Origin of the sequence: Bradyrhizobium sp., assembly GCF_027307225.1 — a bacterium.
GTDB lineage: Bacteria > Pseudomonadota > Alphaproteobacteria > Rhizobiales > Xanthobacteraceae > Bradyrhizobium.
This window is the reverse complement of record NZ_DAHUXJ010000030.1, coordinates 23,171-40,400: the sequence shown is the minus strand read 5'-3', so window position 1 is coordinate 40,400 and position 17,230 is coordinate 23,171. Positions and strand designations below refer to the sequence as shown.

Here is a 17,230-nt window from a genome sequence, read left to right as displayed (position 1 = left end):
GACCTTGGTGCCTCACGCGTTCGCCTTGGCGACATCCTCCAGCCCGCGATTGCGCGGTTCGACGCCCCAGGCCCACACCACCAGGATCTGGATCACGACCAGACCGATCATCAGCCAGATCACGCCCGGCAACCTGTAGGACGCCATCAGGCTACCGACGATGAAGGGCGAGATCACCGTGGCGCCGCGGCCGAAAAAGTTGCAGATGCCGTTGGCGCGAAGCCGGATCTCGGTCGGAAACAATTCCGGCGGATAGACGCCGTAGAGAATCGCGGTCTGCACGTAGATCGCGACGACCAGCACGAAACCGACGGCGAGCACGATCGCAGGGTCGGAGGCCGCGTCGAACCGGGCATAGATATAGCCGGCGAAGATGGTGACGACCGAGGCTCCGATGATGCTCCAGCGCCGGCCGATCGCGTCGGACGACCATGCGCCGAGCAGGCAGCCGACCAGCGAGGCGGCCGACAGCACCAGCGTGTAGGCCAGCGAGTTCGTGATCGTCAGACCCTGACGCAGGAAGAACTGCGGCAGGAAGATCACGAAGCCGAAGATCAGCGTGTTGATCGAGATCAGCACCCAGGAGCCGACGACCATGCGCTGTAGCAGCGGCGGCTTGATCAGATCGCTGGCAGCGACCTGTGCGACCGGCGGCGGTATCACGACCGGCGGCAGCGGCTTTCCACCTGAAGCTTCCTTCTCGATCACCTGCATCAGCGTTTCGGCCTCCTCAAGCCGGCCTTGCGCTTCGAGCCAGCGCGGCGATTCCGGCAGATTCTTGCGCAGGTACCAGACGATCAGTGAGCCGATGCCGGCGATGACGAACATCGGCCGCCAGCCGAAACTCGGGATGATGAGATAGCCGAGCAGGGAGGTCATGGGGAAGCCGGCCACCACGATGAAGGCCATCATCGATTGCCAGCGCCCGCGCATTTTCGGCGGGACGAATTCGGTCATGGTCGAATAACCCACCACGATTTCGGCCCCTAACCCAAGTCCCTGCACAAAGCGGCAGGCGATGAGCTGGGTCATGTCCTGCGAGAAAGCCGCGGCCAGAGAGGCGAGGCCAAAGATCAGCAGGTTGATCTGGTAGGTGAAGCGGCGTCCGAATTTGTCGCCGACAAAGCCGGTGATCAGTGAGCCGATCGTCATGCCGACAAAGGTCAGCGAGATGAACTGGAGATTATGCGGCAGGGTCGAAAATTTCGACTGGATCAGCGAGGCCAGCACGCCGCCCGCCACATAGAGGTCGTAGCCATCGAAGAACATCCCGGCGGCGATCAGGGCGAAGATGCGATAGTGAAACGGCGAGATCGGCAGCCGGTCGAGACGCGCACCGGCGTTTACTGCTTGAGCCATGAAGTTTCCCCCTTCTTAAATGTCTTTTACTCTTTCACCTCTCCCCGCATTGCGGGGAGAGGTCGGATCGCGTTTTCGCGCGATCCGGGTGAGGGGCATTTTCGACAGTTCGCATATACGTCGACTCCCCCTCATCCCAACCTTCTCCCCGCAAGCGGGGAGAAGGGGTCAAGCTTCAGTTCAATCGGCGCTGTCCGGCCGTGTCGCGGTACCAGTCGAACGGCGCGTCGTTGGTTGCGACCATCACGCTCTTGACGCTGAAATGGTCGTCGAAGCTCTCGGTGCCGCATTCGCGGCCCACACCGGAATCGCCGACGCCGCCCCAGGGCGAGGCCGGATCGAGCCGGTGGTGATCGTTGATCCAGACGATGCCGCATTTTACGCGGCTGGCGACGCGATGGGCGCGCGCGACGTCGCGGGTGCGGATCGCAGCCGCAAGGCCAAAGGGTGAATCGTTGGCGAGCCGGAGCGCCTCGTCCTCGTCCTTGAATGGCGTCACGGACGTGAAGGGCCCGAACACTTCCTCCTGGAAGATGCGCATGTCGGACTTCACGTCCGCAAACACCGTCGGCTCGACGAAATAGCCATTCTCGAAGCCGGCGATTTTTGGCGCCACGCCGCCGGCGACGAGGCGCGCACCATCTTCATGGCCGAATTTGCAATAGGACAACACGCGATCGCGCTGGCGCGCCGAAATGACGGGACCGAGCTGCGTTGCGGGATCGGAGGGATCGCCGATCCGGATCGTCTCGGTCTTGGCCTTCAGCCTGGCGACGAATTCGTCATAGATCGAGGCCTGCACCAGATGGCGCGAGGCGCAGATGCAGGTCTGGCCGGCGCCGATGAACGCGCCGAACGCGGCATAGTTCACGGCGCGATCGATGTCGTAGTCGTCGAACACCATCACCGGCGTCTTGCCGCCAAGCTCCATGGTCTGGTGCGCGAACACCTTTGCCGCCGCACTTCCGGCGATGCGGCCGGCTTCGGTGCCGCCGGTCAGCACCAATTTGTCGATATCGCCGTGCTCGGCGAGCATCTTGCCGGCGCTCTGGCCGAGGCCGTTGACAATGTTGAACACGCCCGGCGGCAGGCCAGCCTCGCTGAAGATTTTCGCCAGCCGCAACGTCGTCAGCGGGGTGTATTCCGATGGCTTGACCACGGTGACGCAGCCGGACGCCAGCACGGCGGCGAGCGACTTGCACAGGATCATCAGCGGATGGTTGAACGGCGTGCAGTTGGCGACGACGCCGATCGGCGTGCGCAGGGTATAGTTCAGGTAGGAGCCCTCGACCGGGATCACCGCATCGCGCCGCGCCAGCGCCAGCCCGGCAAAATAGCGGAAGAAGTCCGGCAGGCGCGACAACTGCGCCCGCGTCTCGTTGACGGGACGGCCATTGTTGAGCGTTTCGAGCTTGTAGAGCTCGCCCAGATTGGCCTCGAATGCGTCGGCGAGCTTGTTGACGAGGCGCGCCCGGGCGCGCAGGTCCATGCCGCCCCATTCCTTGCCTTCGAACGCCGCGCGCGCGCTTTTCATGGCGCGGTCGATATCCTCGGCGGTCGAATTCGGGATCTGCGCGATCACCTCGCCGGTTGCGGGATTACGCACGTCGAGCATCGCGCCGGTGCCCGCCTCGACCTCGCGGCCGTCGACGAAATTGCCGTGGATTTCGACCGATGCGGAGCCCGGCTTGGCTGGGACATTCATGTGTTTTTCTCCTCGACGATCACCGCATTGCGCTTGAGCGCCGGCAGCACGCGTTTTTCGGTTTGACGGATGTGGGTTTTGATGAGGTGCGAGGCGCGCCGCCGGTCGCGCCGCTGCATCGCCTCGATCAACTCAATATGTTCGCCGACGAGCCGGGTCGGATCATGATCGCGGATATTGGCGAGGCTGACGCGCACCAGACGATCGGCCTGTCCGATCAGGTCGCACAAGGCGCCCGCCATGCGACGATTGCCGGAGGCGTAGGCCAGCGCCGAATGAAAGGCGCGGTTATAGGCGATGAAATCCTCATGATCGCCGGTGAAGCGCCGGTAGTCGTCGAGCGCCTTGAGGGTCTTGTCCGGCGCGTGCTCGATCGCCTCCGTGACGCAGGCCGGCTCCAGCGCCAGCCGAAACCGCAACAGGTCGCGCGCGTCCGAGAGCGAGATCGGATTGACGCGGTAGCCCTGGCGCGGCTGCACCGTAACAAGGTGCTCGCGCTCCAACCGCAGCAGCGCCTCGCGGACCGGCTGGCGGCTGACCGCATAGCGCAAGGCCAAGTCCTGCTCGCGCATGTCGTCGCCCGGCGCGAGCCGGCAACTCAATATATCACCACGAAGGCTTTCGTAGACATTGTCGCGCAAGAGCATGGCGAAATCCGCGGAAATTCTGGCCCTTCTTTGCATTCGTGAAATATCACGTCAAGCAATCTTGGCTTGAAAAGTGTGTGCTTTGTTCTATCAATCGGTTCCACCGACGGCCCGCCAGACCCCGAACACAAAAAGAGAGCTCCGCATGGATCGATTGTTTGCCAACGGCACGGTGAATGCGGCGGTGTCCGGCGAGGGGGCGCCGCTGTTTCTGTTTCACTCGCTGCTGTCGGACCGGGCGAGTTTTGCCGCGATCGAGCCCGAGCTGATGCGCTCGCACCGCGTGATCGTGCCGGAACTGCCGGGCTTTGGCGGCTCAAAGGCGGTCGAGGGCGGGCTTGCAGCCGTGGCCGACCGGATGGCGGACGCGGTCAGGGATGCGGCCGACGGAGGCAAGGCCATCGTGCTCGGCAACGGCTATGGCGGCTTCGTCGCGCTGCAGATGGCGATCCGCCATCCCGGCCTCGCCAGCAAGCTCATTCTCGCCGATTGCGGCGCGGCTTTCTCGGAAGCCGGACGCGAAGCCTTCCGCAACATGGCGGCGGCGTCCAAGGCCAAGGGCCTTGCCGCGATCACCGACGTCGCGATGCGCCGGCTGTTTGCGCCGGAATTCCAGGCCGCCCATCCCGACCTGATGCACGACCGCCGGGAAGCCTTTTTGAAAACCGATCCGCAAGTGCTGCAGGCCGCGTGTGGCCAACTCGCCGAACTCGACCTTCGTGCGGAGTTGTCGAAGGTGAAAGTGCCCGTGCTGGTGCTGGTCGGCGAACATGACGAGGCAACACCGCCGCCGATGTCGCATGAACTGGCGGTATTATTGCCGAACGCGCGGCTTAAAATCCTCGCCGGTTGCGCGCACGTCCCGCAATTGCAGGCGCCGCGCGCCTTCCTCGATGCGATCGCGGATGTTCTTTAAGGCCGCTTAAGCCGGCCGAGACGGCTTAAGCCCGTGTGCCGCGCTTCAAGCCTTCGCCATCGCCCGCGAAAACACCACTTCGACCAGGGTGCCGGAACGCGCGCCGGTCTTGATGTTGAACTGCGCGCGGTTGGCTTCGACCAGCGCCTTGGTCAACGACAGGCTGACCGCGGCCTCCTGCGATTGATCGAGCGGGGCTTGGGCGCGGAACGGCTCCATCGCCGCCGCCACTTCGTTGTCGTTGAGCCCCTGGCCGGTATCGCGAATGCGCAAGGCGACCTCGCCGAAGTCGGTCAGCGCGGTGGATACGATCACCTGGCCGCCGGTATTGGCGAGATGGATCGAATTGCCGATCAGGTTCATCGTGATCTGGCGCAGCGCAGGACCGTCGGCCATCACCGGCGGCAGCATCTGCGCCAGCGAGGTGCGGATGATGATGCGCTCGCGGTTGGCACGCGGTTGCATCATCGCGACGCAGCTTTCGACCATGTCGTTGAGGTTCTGGTTGGTGAAAGCAAGGTCGAGCTTGCCGGTCTCGATGCGGCTGAGGTTGGTGAGATCGTCGATGACCGCGACCACGCGCTGGCCGGAGGCGCGCACGTCTTTCATGTATTCGACATAACGTTCGTTGCCGAGGTTGCCGAAACGCTCGCCGATCATCACTTCGGCAAAGCCGATGATGGCGTTGAGCGGCGCGCGGATATCGTGGCTGATCCGTGCCAGAAGATCGGCCTTCACGTTGGCGGCGCCATCGGCAAGCCGCCGCGCTTCGCGTAGCTCGCTCTCGCTGTTCTTGAGCTCCGACAGATCGCGGAACACCGCGAAGAAGTTCGGACCGTGCGCTTGCGTGCGGCCCATGGTCATCGACATCGGAATGAGACCGCCGCCGCTGACGCGGCCCAGCACTTCGCGGCCATGTTCGAGCAGGCTCGCCACGCCATCGCCGCTGATGCTGTCGAGATAATTCCGGACCACGCTCTCGTTCTCCGGCGCAAACAGCGCGGTCAGATTCCGCTGCACCAGCTCTTCGCCGTCATAACCGAACAGCGCTTCCGCGCTGCGGTTGCAGGAACTGATGTTGCCTTCGGCGTCGAACATCAAAATGCCGTCGGCGGTGGTGTCGAGAATGGCGGCGAGTTCTTCCGCATTGGCGTGCCCGACCGCGGATGGCTCCTCCGGGGCTGGCGCTTCAGCTATCGGCGGTTCGACCGCAGGGCGCACGGGAGCAGGGTGTTCGATCGCGGCGACGCCGCCGAAGATCAGTGCAAGCGCGCTGTCGTTGTCCCAGTCGATGGTATGAAGCCGTCCTTCGATGGCACCCCTGGAAGGCGCTTCGGGCGACGAGATTTTCACTGGCGTGCCGGTATCCGACGTGCTGCTGGCGTTGGAGACACCTGGCTCGACATAGAGCGCATCGACGCCACCGGCCTGCTCCAGCGCGTGCAGGCTCGGATATCCCATGCGGTCAAGGAAAGCGTGGTTGGCGTAAAGCAGACGATCGAGCCGATAGATCAGCACGCCGGTCGGCAACAGGTCGAGCAGCGTCCGATCGCGCTTGCTCTCCGCGCGTGCCGGCGGTTCGGGCTCGGCGAGCCACGTCGGCGGCTCGGCGGCTGCGTTCGAAGGTGTGGCTTCCGCGGGCGGCGAGGCGGCCGCATCCCGAGCCGCTTCCGATGGCCCGGCCGTTTCGTGCGCGCCCTCGCCCTCGAGCCGCGCCGACAATTGCCGGGCGAGTTCGTTGAAGGCGCTGTTTTCAACCGGCGTCAGGACCGGTGGGCGCGCCTCGGTGAGGGGGAACGGCACCACGTTCGGCGAGGCCTGCTCCGGCGCTTCCTGGCTTTCGTTGGATGGTTCCACCGGCGCTTCCAGATCGGTTGGTTGGGTTGTCTCAGGCGAAGGTGCAGTCAAAGGGGCAGGTTCGGTCGAATCAGCGCTTGTGTCGGGAATGTGAGGCAGAGGCGGCCAGGTTCCCGCAAGCGCGAGGCCAATTTCGGGCGACATCATGTCCGCTGATGGCGGATCGTTGAAGAATTCCTGACTGCGCAGCGCTTCCAGCCGCGCCAGGCAATCGGGATCCCGGCACACGCCAAAGCCGCGATAGCCGATAAAATTGCCCTGCGTATCGTCGATCGGCAGGCCGGACATTTCGACCGCCAAGCGGCTGCCGTCGTCGACCGGCCAGTTCAAGGTGATGCCGCTCCAGGTTTCGCGCGTGGCGATCGCCTTGACGACGAGTCCCTCCGGATCGAGGTCGAAGACCTCCGCGATCTCTTGCCACGGACGGCCAAAGCCGGCGGCGGCGCGCACGCCGATCAGGCGGGTGAAGGCGTCGGAGCCAAGCGAGAAGCGGCCGTCTGCATCCATCTGCCACATGAAGCGCAGCGGATAGCGCCGTGGCTGCGCCGTCGTCGGTCCTTCGGCCTCGGACGAAGAAGGCCTTTCAAGCGCCGGCGGCGCGGCGTTGGGAGTTTCATTTCGTGGAAGCTCGTCGAGGCGCTCGCCGGCATGCAAATCCGTCGCCGTTTCAGCCGCGGCTTGGGCTGGAATCGCCGCCGGTTCGGAACTGGCGTCGAGCCAATCGACCATTTCGAATTCGGCGTCGTCCGGCGTGGCAGGAATCGCAGCGGCAACGATCATGGCAAACAGGCCGACCTCGGCGCGGTTGCCGACGCGCACCAATCTCATCTGTCCGTCGCCAAACGGCACCTCGGCGCGGCCTTCGTTCAAGGCGATTTGGCGCGCCTCGTCGAGGCCGACGCTCGAAAGATGATCGAGGCCGGCGAAGCCAGCCGCATGGCTGGCGGCAACCAGCGTGCCGTCAGCCTCGAAAGCCGCGACCGGCTCGTCCATGTCCTCGACCAGCCGCAGCAAGCGCTCCCGCAGCGGCATCGCGCGGCCCACGGGCTCGATCGCCGTGATCAGAATGCCCGCGTTGCCGTCGGCAAATTCGAGCCGTGCACAGGCGCAGGTGACGAGTGTAAGGACAGAGCCGAAACCGCGCAGCCGCTCCAGGCGGATGGCGCCGTTCGGCGGAAGCCGATGCGCGAGTTGCGCGACCTGACGGCGATGGGCATCCGCCGGGCCAAAAACCCTAGCGGCGAGGCGGGCGCTGTTCGCGGCGCCAAACACCTGCGCGCCAACCGGATTGGCCCACAAAACCCTGATGCCGTCGGCCGACCACAGCCAGGCGGGCAGGGCGCTTATGGCATGCACCGCCAGCCGCGAATCGTCAGGGCCTCGCACCTTGAGTTCGAAAGTCTGCATCGCACCGGTGGCGTCGGGTTCAGCTGCCGAACATGACAGCGTTAACAGATCGTTAGTATCGCCTCCTGGCTCTGGCAGGTCCACGGCCAGGGCATGCGATCAGCCTCGAAAGGCTGGATAACCTTAACTAGCGGTCCGATTCTCACATTCGCATCCCTTCTCAGCGGCCACCTTTGCGAATGTTAGAATCTCGGGACCGCTAGCAGATCTAAGACTTGGGTGGAGTTTGGGATTTGACATTCGCTTTCCAGGCTCGCTGTCGTGCGGTGGGCGAATGTCAAATCCACTCCACCGCCGCTGAACCTTCTCGCGAGAGTCGCGTTGCCGCCTGATGGCAATCAAGTGCCAACCGGGAGGTCCATCATGAACTCAACCATGAACGAGAACGGGCATTTCGATATTCCGAAGAACATCCGGTCGATGGCGGAAGCGAGTGTCGCCCAGGCGCGCCAGGCCTTCGAGAAATTCATCTCCAGCGCGCAAACGGCCAGCGATTCACTTTCGGCGCGCACGGCAAGCGTTGGCGCCGGAGCCAAGGACGCCAGCGCGATGGCGCTTTCATACGCTGAGAAAAACGTCCAGGCTTCGCTCGACCATGCCGAGGCCCTGCTGCATGCCAAAGACCTCAGCGAGGTCATGCGGTTGCAGCGCGAATACGTGCAGGCGCAGATGCGGGCATTGGGCGAGCAGGCGAGCGAAATGGGCCAGATCGTCAGCCGCACCGCCATGGACGCGGCGAGACCGAAAACGTAAACCCCATAATGGCTTAGTTCCACATCTCGCCGGCGTCCATTGTTCCGGGCGCCGGCGTTGAGTTTTATTTGCGGCATTTTGCAGCAATTTAGGTGCGTTGCACAAATTTGCCATGATAATGTGCTTATCTCTTAAGCGCCCCGAGTGGGCATTTCCGTCTCAGTGATCCTGCCGTCGTTTTCCGGAAGGCTGCCGGAGGCGCACGAGATCACCCCCGCGTTCACCCCCCAGATGCGAAGGATACGTGCCATGGCCAGTTCCAACGATCCATTCTCTGCTTCCATCATTCCGTTCGAGGTCCCCGAGCAAGTTCGCGCTTTCGCGGAGAAAGGCGTTTCCCAGGCGCGCGACAACTATGCCCGCTTCAAGGACGTTGCCGAGAGCAACAACTCGACGATGGAAGCGGTGTTCTCCAATGCCAGCAGGGGCTTCAGCGAGTACTCGGCCAAGATGATGGAAATCCTCAAGGCCAACACCTCTTCTTCGCTCGATTTCGCGCAGGAGCTGGTTGGCGTGAAGACCCCGTCTGAGGCGCTCGAGCTCTGGACCACCCACGCCAAGAAGCAGTTCGAGACGTTCTCGGCCTGGAGCAAGGAGCTCACCGAATTGTCGCAGAAGGTCGCCTCTGAGACTGTCGAGCCGATCAAGGCCAACGCCAACAAGCTGTTCAAGCCCGCTGCCTGATTGGCAACGCGACCAGCTCAAAAAACCCGGGCCGAAGGGCCCGGGTTTTTTATCGGGTGGGTGCGAGGAATGAGGTAGAGAACCGCCTGCCGGACTGCCTTTGCGAGCCCTTGCTCAGGTCTTGCCAAAGCCCAGGCTTGCATCTAAAGCGCGATATCTGCGGCAACCATGATCGCGCTTTGGATGGTTGTTTGAGCGTGATCCCCCGGGTCAAGCCCAAGGGCAAGCTTTTCGGAAAACCGGCTTCCACTTTTCCGGATCATGCTCTAGTTTCCCGCCCGTCTCGCCCCCCATTTTGGGGCCGATCAGGATGCAGTTGTAGCTCAGTTGGTTAGAGCGCCTGTCTGTGGAACAGGAGGTCGGTGGTTCGAGCCCACCCAACTGTACCAAGAATTTCAGATGGTTAGCAAAAATCGCGGGATTTGTGAACCGGGGTAGCTACCACGTAGCTACCATCGCGCAGCGCATTGCTTGTAAATTGAGATGACACTCGATTGTGATGGCTGGTCGATCGCGAGTGCCAGGTTGATATGACGTCGTCGGCCGGCGCTGTGTTTGATAAGCCTCGTTAGACCGCATCGAACTCTTGCTTCGAACGCCATCCGATTGGATCGGCAATCCAGCAGTTGACGTCCGACTCATGCCAGCCGGTCCCGTTGGTGCTGATCTTGAGTTGCGGCGGGAACGTTCCCTCGGCAATCTTGCGGTAGATGGTGGAGCGGGACAGTCCGGTCCGGGCGAGGACGCTTTTCAAGCGGATGATACGGTCTGGTTCGTGCATGGCCGCGTTGCCTTCTGCTGGTTGCGTCTGACTGTTGCTGACCCAGACAGGGAGGGTCGTTGCTGGCGCGCAAGAGAGATTTTCGCGTCCTCGTACTGTGGCGTAGAGCCGGCCGCAAATCGGATGGATTCATGGGGTTTGGGCATGCCATCCTCGGCCATGTCCCACATTGAGATCGGCGATCATGCCTCGACCCACGAATTCGCCCCGAACGAAGTCGCGGGCGAGTTCGATGCCCTGAGCCTGTGTCATCTCTCGTGGAATGGCGAATTCGACCTCGCGGGCGAGCTGGGCATCTTTTCGGACCTCGAAGGCTTCGACATTTTTCCAGAGCCGTTCGCGGCCGCGCCACGCCTCGGGCGCATTCTCTGGCAACATCACCTCGGAATGGACGACGCCGCGCTTTCCGGAAAAGTAGTGGCTCCGCTCAAGGCGCTCGTCGCGCAGCCGCGAGGCGGAGCGGTAGGCGGCCGCCGCCACCGCGCTTGACCCGGACTTGCGGCCAATGACCTTGACGTGAAGATGATAGATCGCCATCGCGATCGGATTAGTGGCACAGCGAAGCGCACGTCGGAACGACGTATAAGCGCGCCCTCCCTCGAAAAATTCTCGGGCGGGACTACCGCGTCCCAGGCCGTCCTGACGACCTTACAGCATTGTGCCGGACGCTCGACTATCATTTCTCCATCAACGCTTATGGAGACGATTATGCGGAAGCCACGGGATTTCGACGGAGAACTGAAGCACTTCAGGACAAGGCGCGCGATCTCAAGAGCCGGAAGGTGCAGCAGCTCGGTGAACTGGTCATCGCCACCGGGGCAGACGCGCTTAACGCCAACGAACTGGCGGGCGCGCTGATCTTACTGGCCGAGACAACCGCTGCTTTCTCGACTGTATTTTTTTTCAGTATCGCAGCACGAGGTGGCCAAATAGTTCAGCTAACAGAATGGTGCCGAGATCCGCTTGGGCATCTAATTCACCGGATCGAACGGCTCCAACAAGCTCAGACGGTGTAACAAATCCCACCGCGACGCCTTCCTCGGGCCTGAATCCTGCGATTTGATCACCGGCACGAACGAAGTAGGAGTATACCCGGTTACTCAGGCGACCGGCGTCGGTTTTGTTGATGCCAAGAAGATGAACGGCCTTGCTCGGGAGGCCAGTTTCCTCCAGTAACTCGCGAATTGCCGTTGCCGCGGGATCTTCGCCGGTATCGACAGTTCCGGCTGGTAGCTCCAGTGTCATACCCTCCACAGCAGGTCGATATTGGCGAACGAGGGGAATTCGGCCGTCCGGCGTGACAGCCAGCACGATCACATAATCAAACGTCGCGACGGAATGATACGTTTGCGACCCGGTTCGTGGTGAGAATTCAACCTCACGTGCAACGAGATCGACCCAAGGGGAAATTTTAGCCACCAAGCGCTTTGTGATCCTGGGCCAGGAATCGCCGGCGGGCGATGAACTATCTTCGATCCATTTCAAGGAGGAAGCCGCCACCCTCTTTGCGACCGTCGCCGCAATCGTCTTAGCTAAAAAGTCGATGCCGCGCTTGGCGTTCTCCGTTAGCCAAATTCGCCATTCGTTTGCGTCGTCTTCCAATTGGATTGGTCCTCTCATGGCCCTTCCGTTATCTCGTAAATATCGGCTGGGCCGACGCGGCTTGGGAGATAGGTCGTCCGCAGCGGCACTCAATTACAAAGATGCGCGATGCGGGCGCTTGTCCAGGTGCTTTGCCAGGATACCGCCGGTGACACCCACACCAAGTACGTAGAGCCAGCCTTCCAAGAAGTCGAATAGATGGGAGTTAAATAGCGAGCCAACCACGTTCTGAGCAACCACCAAGAAGCCTATCTCCGCGATCAATCCTACGCCCAGGAACATTCGTAGATGAACAAGCCAGAGAACGTAAAGGACTATCAAGCCTGGAATGCCCCACTGTACCGCGACGTTGAGAGTCTGGTTATGGGGATTGGCAATGACTTCTGCCGAGGTCCCAGAGCGGCCGATCGCGTCCGATTGGAACAGTGCGTGGATTGATCCCGTTCCGTGACCGAACAGCGGAGCTTCGTCGAAGAATCGGACTGATTTGCGCCAGAACTCGATTCTCTTGCCAACCGAGGATGGAACATCGGCCTGACGATATTCGGTGTACTGCGATTGAACGGACATAATGCGTTCGCGCAGATGAGGAGAAGCGAACCAGGCTGCCGCAAGAACCAGGCTTCCGAAAATTGACGCCGCCAGAACGCCGCTCATCCTTCCATGCCTCCATGCGATTAGGAGCAGCAGCGGCGGAATACAGACGATGGCCGTCCTCGAAGTTACAACGAAGATAAGATTGGTCGCGAAAAGCAGCGTCCCGAGCGCAAGCGCGATGCATCGCTTCCAAAACCCGTTTTCGATGCTGTACAATGATGCCGAAATCAGCGCTAAGAGGCAGAGACTGAATTCCTGGCTCTGATCAATGTAGTTTCTTACGGGAACGCCGTAATCTTCACCGCAGCATCGGCCGGTTTTCAAAGCCCAAGTCGGCTCGACCGTAATGATCCAGGAATAGATCATGAGCAGCCCGCATGAGATGAAAAGCGCCCCGAGCACCCAGGTGCCACGCGCAGACCGTTCAAAATAGTAAAGGAAGAGCGGAAGCGCGGAGAATTTCACAAGCTGCCCTACGGCGTGGAAGCACTCGGACCACGTTGCTTCCGACCACAGCAGGCCCAGCAGAGCTAGAATCAGAAAGCCGATCGAGACCAACGATGGTGCTCGTTCGAAAGAGCGCCGGAATGTGGCGACGTCCACGCTCCCGCAGACCATCGCAACGAACGGAATCAAGAGGATCAGAAAAATTGAAGTTGACCAGGGCAGCACGGCCGCGAGCAGGATAGCGAGTGTGTCGGCGACGACAAACCAGACGTGGGATGTCCGGAAGGCATCCAGTCGCGGGAGCAAGTCTTTCACGGGTAGAAATTCGCCAAGACGCTTCGATCGCCTTTGAGTTGTGGCACGGGCCAGGATAAACAATAATGACAAAGCGATCGGGTCTCAAACAAAATTGGACGGAAGCATCATACCTTGACCCATCGCTTGCCCAGTTACCTCGTATTCTTCAAACGCTCGCTACCCACATGCGTAAGGTGCCAAAAGGCTCAATTATCCGCTATCAATCTAATGCTCGAGGAGACCAGCCTCGGCACGACAAATCCAAAAAGCTCGTCGACCGAGATGTAGCTGCGATCACGCAGGAAAAAACAGATATGGCAATGGAGACGAATTTAAACCTTTATGTCGGCAATCACGGCAAGCCGGATGGAATCGAGGACTATCTAGTGTTGATCACCAAGCTGATGGAGCAACGCGGCATCCGTGTGACGGTTTCCTCGGCTCTCGACCCCCTTGCCGTGAACCTTGTGATCGACGAATTCACGAATTACGTCGAGAATCATCGAATGGTGGCCTTCAAGAAGGCTTACCCGCACGGCAAGATCATTTTCATCCTGACCGAATTCGTCGTTCGCAAGTGGGGTGTGGAGTCCTTCAATCATTTCGGCGGGCCGGCAGAAGCTGCCGTGATCGCTCTGTTCGACGTTTACCTTCGAACGGTGCGCGACGACTTCGGCCCGATCGGGCTGCATCATGTCCTTAAGCTGTTGTGCTATTCGCCGCTACTGGGCTTGCACATTCTGCTGGATACCCTGCATTGGGGGGTAAAAAAGCTTGCAGGAAGGCGGACGCCTCACGGAATGACCACGTTCCTGAACCGCAATCAACGGACGGTCTACTTCCACATGCGCTATCTGGGCCTGAAAGCCTTTCTGCGCTATGCGGACGCCATCATCACCAGCCACGAGGGGATCGTAGGCGGATTATCCCCGGAACTCGGCTTTGACGGGAAGGCATTGCTGTGCTTGGGAGTGCTCTATCCAGAACTTGAAGAACGGGACGTCATCGATAATCTGATGGTGGGTAAGAAGCTATTTATCGAGATAACCGGGTCCGTCACTCGCTATCGCCAGTGGTGGATTGATCGACTTAACCGTCAACTCACCTCGTTGGGTTTGCATAACGTATTCGGCTCGTGCTTGTCGCTTCCCTTTGCCGCGCTTGCCTCCGGAAAACCGATCCAACGAGGTGCTTATTCGCTTCATCCGCCTCAGACGCGAACGTGGCCATATTCAAGCCCGACGCGAATCTTCCGAGCCTTGTCGGTCGATTACAATCTGCCGATCCTGACCCGTCACTATCGTCAGAACCCGATCGAGGACGTCTGTTTCGTCCTTGAAAACAAGATGTCCATCGTCGAGCTATACGAGATGTACGCCGACCGCACCCGGCTCAGACAATTCGTCGAGCCTAGAATGAAATCATACAACGAACGTGTCACCGTTCGTAACAACGCGTTGATCGAGCAGTTGCACCGTGTCATGAATAGTCTGGAGCAAGTCGGTTGATAGGACGCAATCTTCAGACCGCCGAGTTGCTCTATCTGTTGGTGCTCAAGGAGCTCAAGGTTCGCTACAAGCGCAGTGTACTCGGCTATCTCTGGGCGATCGCGAATCCCTTCGCGTTCGCATTCGTGTATTGGGTTGCCTTCAAGTTCATCATGCGTGTTCAGATGGAGAACTATACTGTCTTCATACTCACCGGTATGTTTCCCTGGGCTTGGTTGAGCCAGGCTGCGATCCAGGGAACGGGCAGCTTCACCAACAATCTCTCGCTAGTCCGCCATGTCAAATTGCCGAAATTGATCTTGCCCTGCAGCAACGTGCTGCAGGAAATGGCGCATTTCGTGCTAGCCATTCCGGTGGTATTCGTCTTCATCGCGCTTAGTAGTGAGCAGATTCACGCCGTCCCGCTGCTTTGGCAACTTCCCATGATGCTGGTGCTGCAAGCATTTTTCGTATTCCCGATTACCGTGATCGGCGCGGTACTCAACGTCTATGTGCGGGATATCCAGTATCTTGTCGGAATCATGTTCTCGGTCTTCTTCTTTGTAACACCGATGGTCTACCCCTTGAGTATGGTGCCGGTGGAATACCGGGCCTACTTCAAACTCAATCCAGCTTATTGGCTCATCGATAGCTGGCGCATCGTATTTGCCGGCGATGTTCTTCCACTGGGGCACATCGCCAGCGTGATTGGCTGGATCTTGGCATTCTCGCTCGTCGCCGCATGGGTCTATCGCCGTTTGGCAGGGCGCATTGCGGAGTTGATTTGATGCCTGTGATCGATGTTAATGGCGTGTGGAAGACCTACCACAATCACGCCAGGCTCGGAATCAAGGAGCGCTTGGTCGGGAGGCGGGTGTCGGCAGAGCGCGGACGCTTTGCACGAAACTGGGCTTTGCAAGACGTCAGCTTCACGATCGAGGCGGGGCGGTCGCTCGGCGTCGTCGGCCATAACGGAACAGGCAAGAGCACGCTGTTGAGCCTGATACTCGGTACGATCGAGCAGGACCGAGGTGAAATCAGGCGCAAAGGAAATATCGGCGGTATGCTCGCGCTTGGGGCTGGTTGCCACCCGGACCTCACCGGGCGGGAGAATATCTACCTGAACGGCTCGATCCTCGGTCTGCGCCTTGCCGAAATCCGGCAAAAATTCGATTCTATCGTCGACTTTTCCGAGCTCGAATCCGCGATTGATCTGCCGTTGCGCACCTATTCGTCCGGTATGTCCGCCCGGCTGGCTTTCTCGGTGCTTGCGCATGCACACCGCGACGTGATGCTTATCGACGAGGTTCTTGCGGTTGGCGACGCCAGCTTCCAGGCCAAATGCGCGACCTATTTTGCCGACTATCAGGCACAGGGTGGCACGTTGATCGTGGTTTCGCATGATTTGATCAGTTTGCAGGAGCTGTGTGCCGAGGGCATCTGGCTGCACGAGGGTAAGGTGGTCCATCAGGGACCGATCGCAGCGACAATCGAATGCTACCGGAAGTTTATCGTCGAAACTATCGGTGCATGATGGAGAACTAACATTCGCCAAGACTGCGTCCTAGGAGCGCGAGCTGCAATGCTCGCGTGGCGTTGCTACTTTTTTCGTAGAGTATACAAGGGACTTGCTCGCCTTCCGGGTGGTGTCGCAATGACAATGTTGTTGAGAAAGCTGGAGATCCGCTCGCACCGTTCGATGTCCGGTAGACCATGAAAAAGCGAATCTCGCTGCTTCTGCCAACGCGCGGCCGGCCGCAACTCGTCGAGCGCTTTCTTCAAAGTGTAGCTGCGCAAAGTGCCCATCCGGAACTCATCGAAGTAATCTTATGCGTCGATGACGACGATCCCGCAAGCCACTGCATTGCGTCGAGCCGGATTGCGCTGAAAACAATCATTGTGCCGCGACAGACGATGGGGGCATACAACGCGATATGTCTCGAGAACGCCACCGGCGAAATCACCATTGCCGTCAATGATGACATCATCATCCGAACCAAAGGATGGGATGAAAAAATCAGAGCCTTGGACAAGCGCTACGTTGATGGAATCTATCTCGGATATCCGAACGACCTCTTCAAGGGCGAAAAGGTTTGCACATTTCCTGTCCTCTCGCGGAAGACCTGCGAGGTTCTCGCGGAACCGTATCCAGGAATCTATAAGGGCGCATTTATCGACGTGCACCTAATGGACATATTCCGGCGCCTGGAGCGTCGCGGTTATCCCAGAATGATTTATGTCGAGGACATTGTCTTCGAGCACGTTCATTACCGGACAAATCCCGAACTTCTGGATGCGACGTACCGCGAGCGGGCAAGGTTTGGCGACGACGCCACCTTTATTGCGCTTGCTCCGGTAAGGCGGATGGAGGCTGATCGGCTGTTTGAATACGTTTCCCGGAAAATCGCTCGTGAGGGTTCCCGCCCGCTAGCGCCGGTTGTGACCCAAATGCGATTTTTCGGAATCGTGTCGCTTTGCTACCGCGCCTTTTTATGTGATTCCGATCTGCCGGCGACCTGGCGAACCTATCTGTTTGGCTACATGGTCGCGCGGCACTACGTCAATTGGTTTTCACACCTATTGAGTTGAGAGGCCCGCTTTGGCGCGCAAATGGATGGCTACCGAGGCCCTGGCGGACCCGAACTCTGCCCGCAATATATCGGAAAATAGTCCATACGTTTGCAAGAATTA

General features: G+C 59.9%; 14 protein-coding genes, 1 tRNA gene and 2 pseudogenes. 9 read left to right on the top strand and 8 right to left on the bottom strand.

Annotated elements, in window-relative coordinates:
* Window positions 1–12 precede the first annotated feature (12 nt).
* The 3 genes from M6D32_RS05410 to M6D32_RS05400 form a co-directional block, all read right to left on the bottom strand.
* The gene (locus tag M6D32_RS05410) at window positions 13–1,359 is read right to left on the bottom strand and encodes an MFS transporter (RefSeq protein ID WP_298254115.1); all 1,347 of its coding nucleotides are present in this window, start codon (window positions 1,357–1,359) and stop codon (window positions 13–15) included.
* Between the two features lie 175 nt (window positions 1,360–1,534).
* The gene (locus tag M6D32_RS05405) at window positions 1,535–3,064 is read right to left on the bottom strand and encodes an aldehyde dehydrogenase (protein ID WP_298254112.1); all 1,530 of its coding nucleotides are present in this window, start codon (window positions 3,062–3,064) and stop codon (window positions 1,535–1,537) included.
* Complete coding sequence (locus M6D32_RS05400; RefSeq protein ID WP_298254110.1) at window positions 3,061–3,711, bottom strand: GntR family transcriptional regulator; 651 nt, start codon at window positions 3,709–3,711, stop codon at window positions 3,061–3,063. The genes M6D32_RS05405 and M6D32_RS05400 overlap by 4 nt, the downstream gene beginning before the upstream one ends.
* Before the next feature lie 145 nt (window positions 3,712–3,856).
* Here M6D32_RS05400 and M6D32_RS05395 point away from each other — a divergent pair, with 145 nt between their 5' ends.
* A complete protein-coding gene (locus tag M6D32_RS05395; protein WP_298254108.1) occupies window positions 3,857–4,627 on the top strand; it encodes an alpha/beta fold hydrolase in 771 nt (256 codons plus the stop codon).
* Between the two features lie 45 nt (window positions 4,628–4,672).
* On the opposite strand, the gene M6D32_RS05390 is transcribed toward M6D32_RS05395, so the two are convergent.
* On the bottom strand, window positions 4,673–7,891 hold the full coding sequence (locus M6D32_RS05390) for a PAS domain S-box protein (protein ID WP_298254106.1): 3,219 nt from the start codon (window positions 7,889–7,891) through the stop codon (window positions 4,673–4,675).
* Between the two features lie 375 nt (window positions 7,892–8,266).
* On the opposite strand from M6D32_RS05390, the gene M6D32_RS05385 reads away from it, so the two are divergent.
* From M6D32_RS05385 to M6D32_RS05375, 3 genes are all read left to right on the top strand, one after another.
* A complete protein-coding gene (locus M6D32_RS05385) occupies window positions 8,267–8,644 on the top strand; it encodes a phasin family protein (RefSeq protein WP_298254177.1) in 378 nt (125 codons plus the stop codon).
* Window positions 8,645–8,893: 249 nt separating this feature from the next.
* On the top strand, window positions 8,894–9,328 hold the full coding sequence (locus tag M6D32_RS05380) for a phasin (RefSeq protein ID WP_298254104.1): 435 nt from the start codon (window positions 8,894–8,896) through the stop codon (window positions 9,326–9,328).
* Between the two features lie 312 nt (window positions 9,329–9,640).
* Window positions 9,641–9,717: transfer RNA gene (locus tag M6D32_RS05375), tRNA-His, on the top strand.
* 179 nt (window positions 9,718–9,896) lie between these two features.
* On the opposite strand, the gene M6D32_RS05370 is transcribed toward M6D32_RS05375, so the two are convergent.
* Entirely contained in the window at window positions 9,897–10,109 is a 213-nt protein-coding gene (locus M6D32_RS05370) for an AlpA family transcriptional regulator (protein WP_298254102.1), read from the bottom strand.
* A gap of 131 nt (window positions 10,110–10,240) precedes the next feature.
* A pseudogene (locus M6D32_RS05365) lies at window positions 10,241–10,646 on the bottom strand (MobA/MobL family protein); the annotation flags it as partial.
* Between the two features lie 171 nt (window positions 10,647–10,817).
* On the opposite strand from M6D32_RS05365, the pseudogene M6D32_RS05360 reads away from it, so the two are divergent.
* A pseudogene (locus M6D32_RS05360) lies at window positions 10,818–11,125 on the top strand (conjugal transfer protein TraD).
* Here M6D32_RS05360 and M6D32_RS05355 read toward each other — a convergent pair.
* Together M6D32_RS05355 and M6D32_RS05350 are read right to left on the bottom strand one after the other, a co-directional pair.
* Window positions 11,013–11,711 carry an NUDIX hydrolase gene (locus M6D32_RS05355; RefSeq protein ID WP_298254100.1) on the bottom strand — a complete coding sequence of 233 codons (699 nt, stop codon included), beginning with the start codon at window positions 11,709–11,711 and terminating at the stop codon, window positions 11,013–11,015. The pseudogene M6D32_RS05360 and the gene M6D32_RS05355 sit on opposite strands and share 113 nt — an antisense overlap.
* A 93-nt stretch (window positions 11,712–11,804) precedes the next feature.
* Window positions 11,805–13,070, bottom strand: coding sequence for an O-antigen ligase family protein (locus tag M6D32_RS05350; RefSeq protein ID WP_298254098.1), 1,266 nt, complete (start codon window positions 13,068–13,070; stop codon window positions 11,805–11,807).
* Between the two features lie 65 nt (window positions 13,071–13,135).
* Here M6D32_RS05350 and M6D32_RS05345 point away from each other — a divergent pair, with 65 nt between their 5' ends.
* The 4 genes from M6D32_RS05345 to M6D32_RS05330 all read left to right on the top strand — a co-directional run bounded on the left by M6D32_RS05345 (window position 13,136) and on the right by M6D32_RS05330 (window position 17,128).
* On the top strand, window positions 13,136–14,560 hold the full coding sequence (locus M6D32_RS05345) for a hypothetical protein (protein WP_298254096.1): 1,425 nt from the start codon (window positions 13,136–13,138) through the stop codon (window positions 14,558–14,560).
* Complete coding sequence (locus tag M6D32_RS05340; RefSeq protein WP_298254094.1) at window positions 14,557–15,327, top strand: ABC transporter permease; 771 nt, start codon at window positions 14,557–14,559, stop codon at window positions 15,325–15,327. Before M6D32_RS05345 ends, M6D32_RS05340 begins: the two co-directional genes overlap by 4 nt.
* Entirely contained in the window at window positions 15,327–16,073 is a 747-nt protein-coding gene (locus tag M6D32_RS05335) for an ABC transporter ATP-binding protein (protein ID WP_298254093.1), read from the top strand. Before M6D32_RS05340 ends, M6D32_RS05335 begins: the two co-directional genes overlap by 1 nt.
* Window positions 16,074–16,252: 179 nt before the next feature.
* Entirely contained in the window at window positions 16,253–17,128 is an 876-nt protein-coding gene (locus tag M6D32_RS05330; protein WP_298254091.1) for a glycosyltransferase family 2 protein, read from the top strand.
* Window positions 17,129–17,230 lie beyond the last annotated feature (102 nt).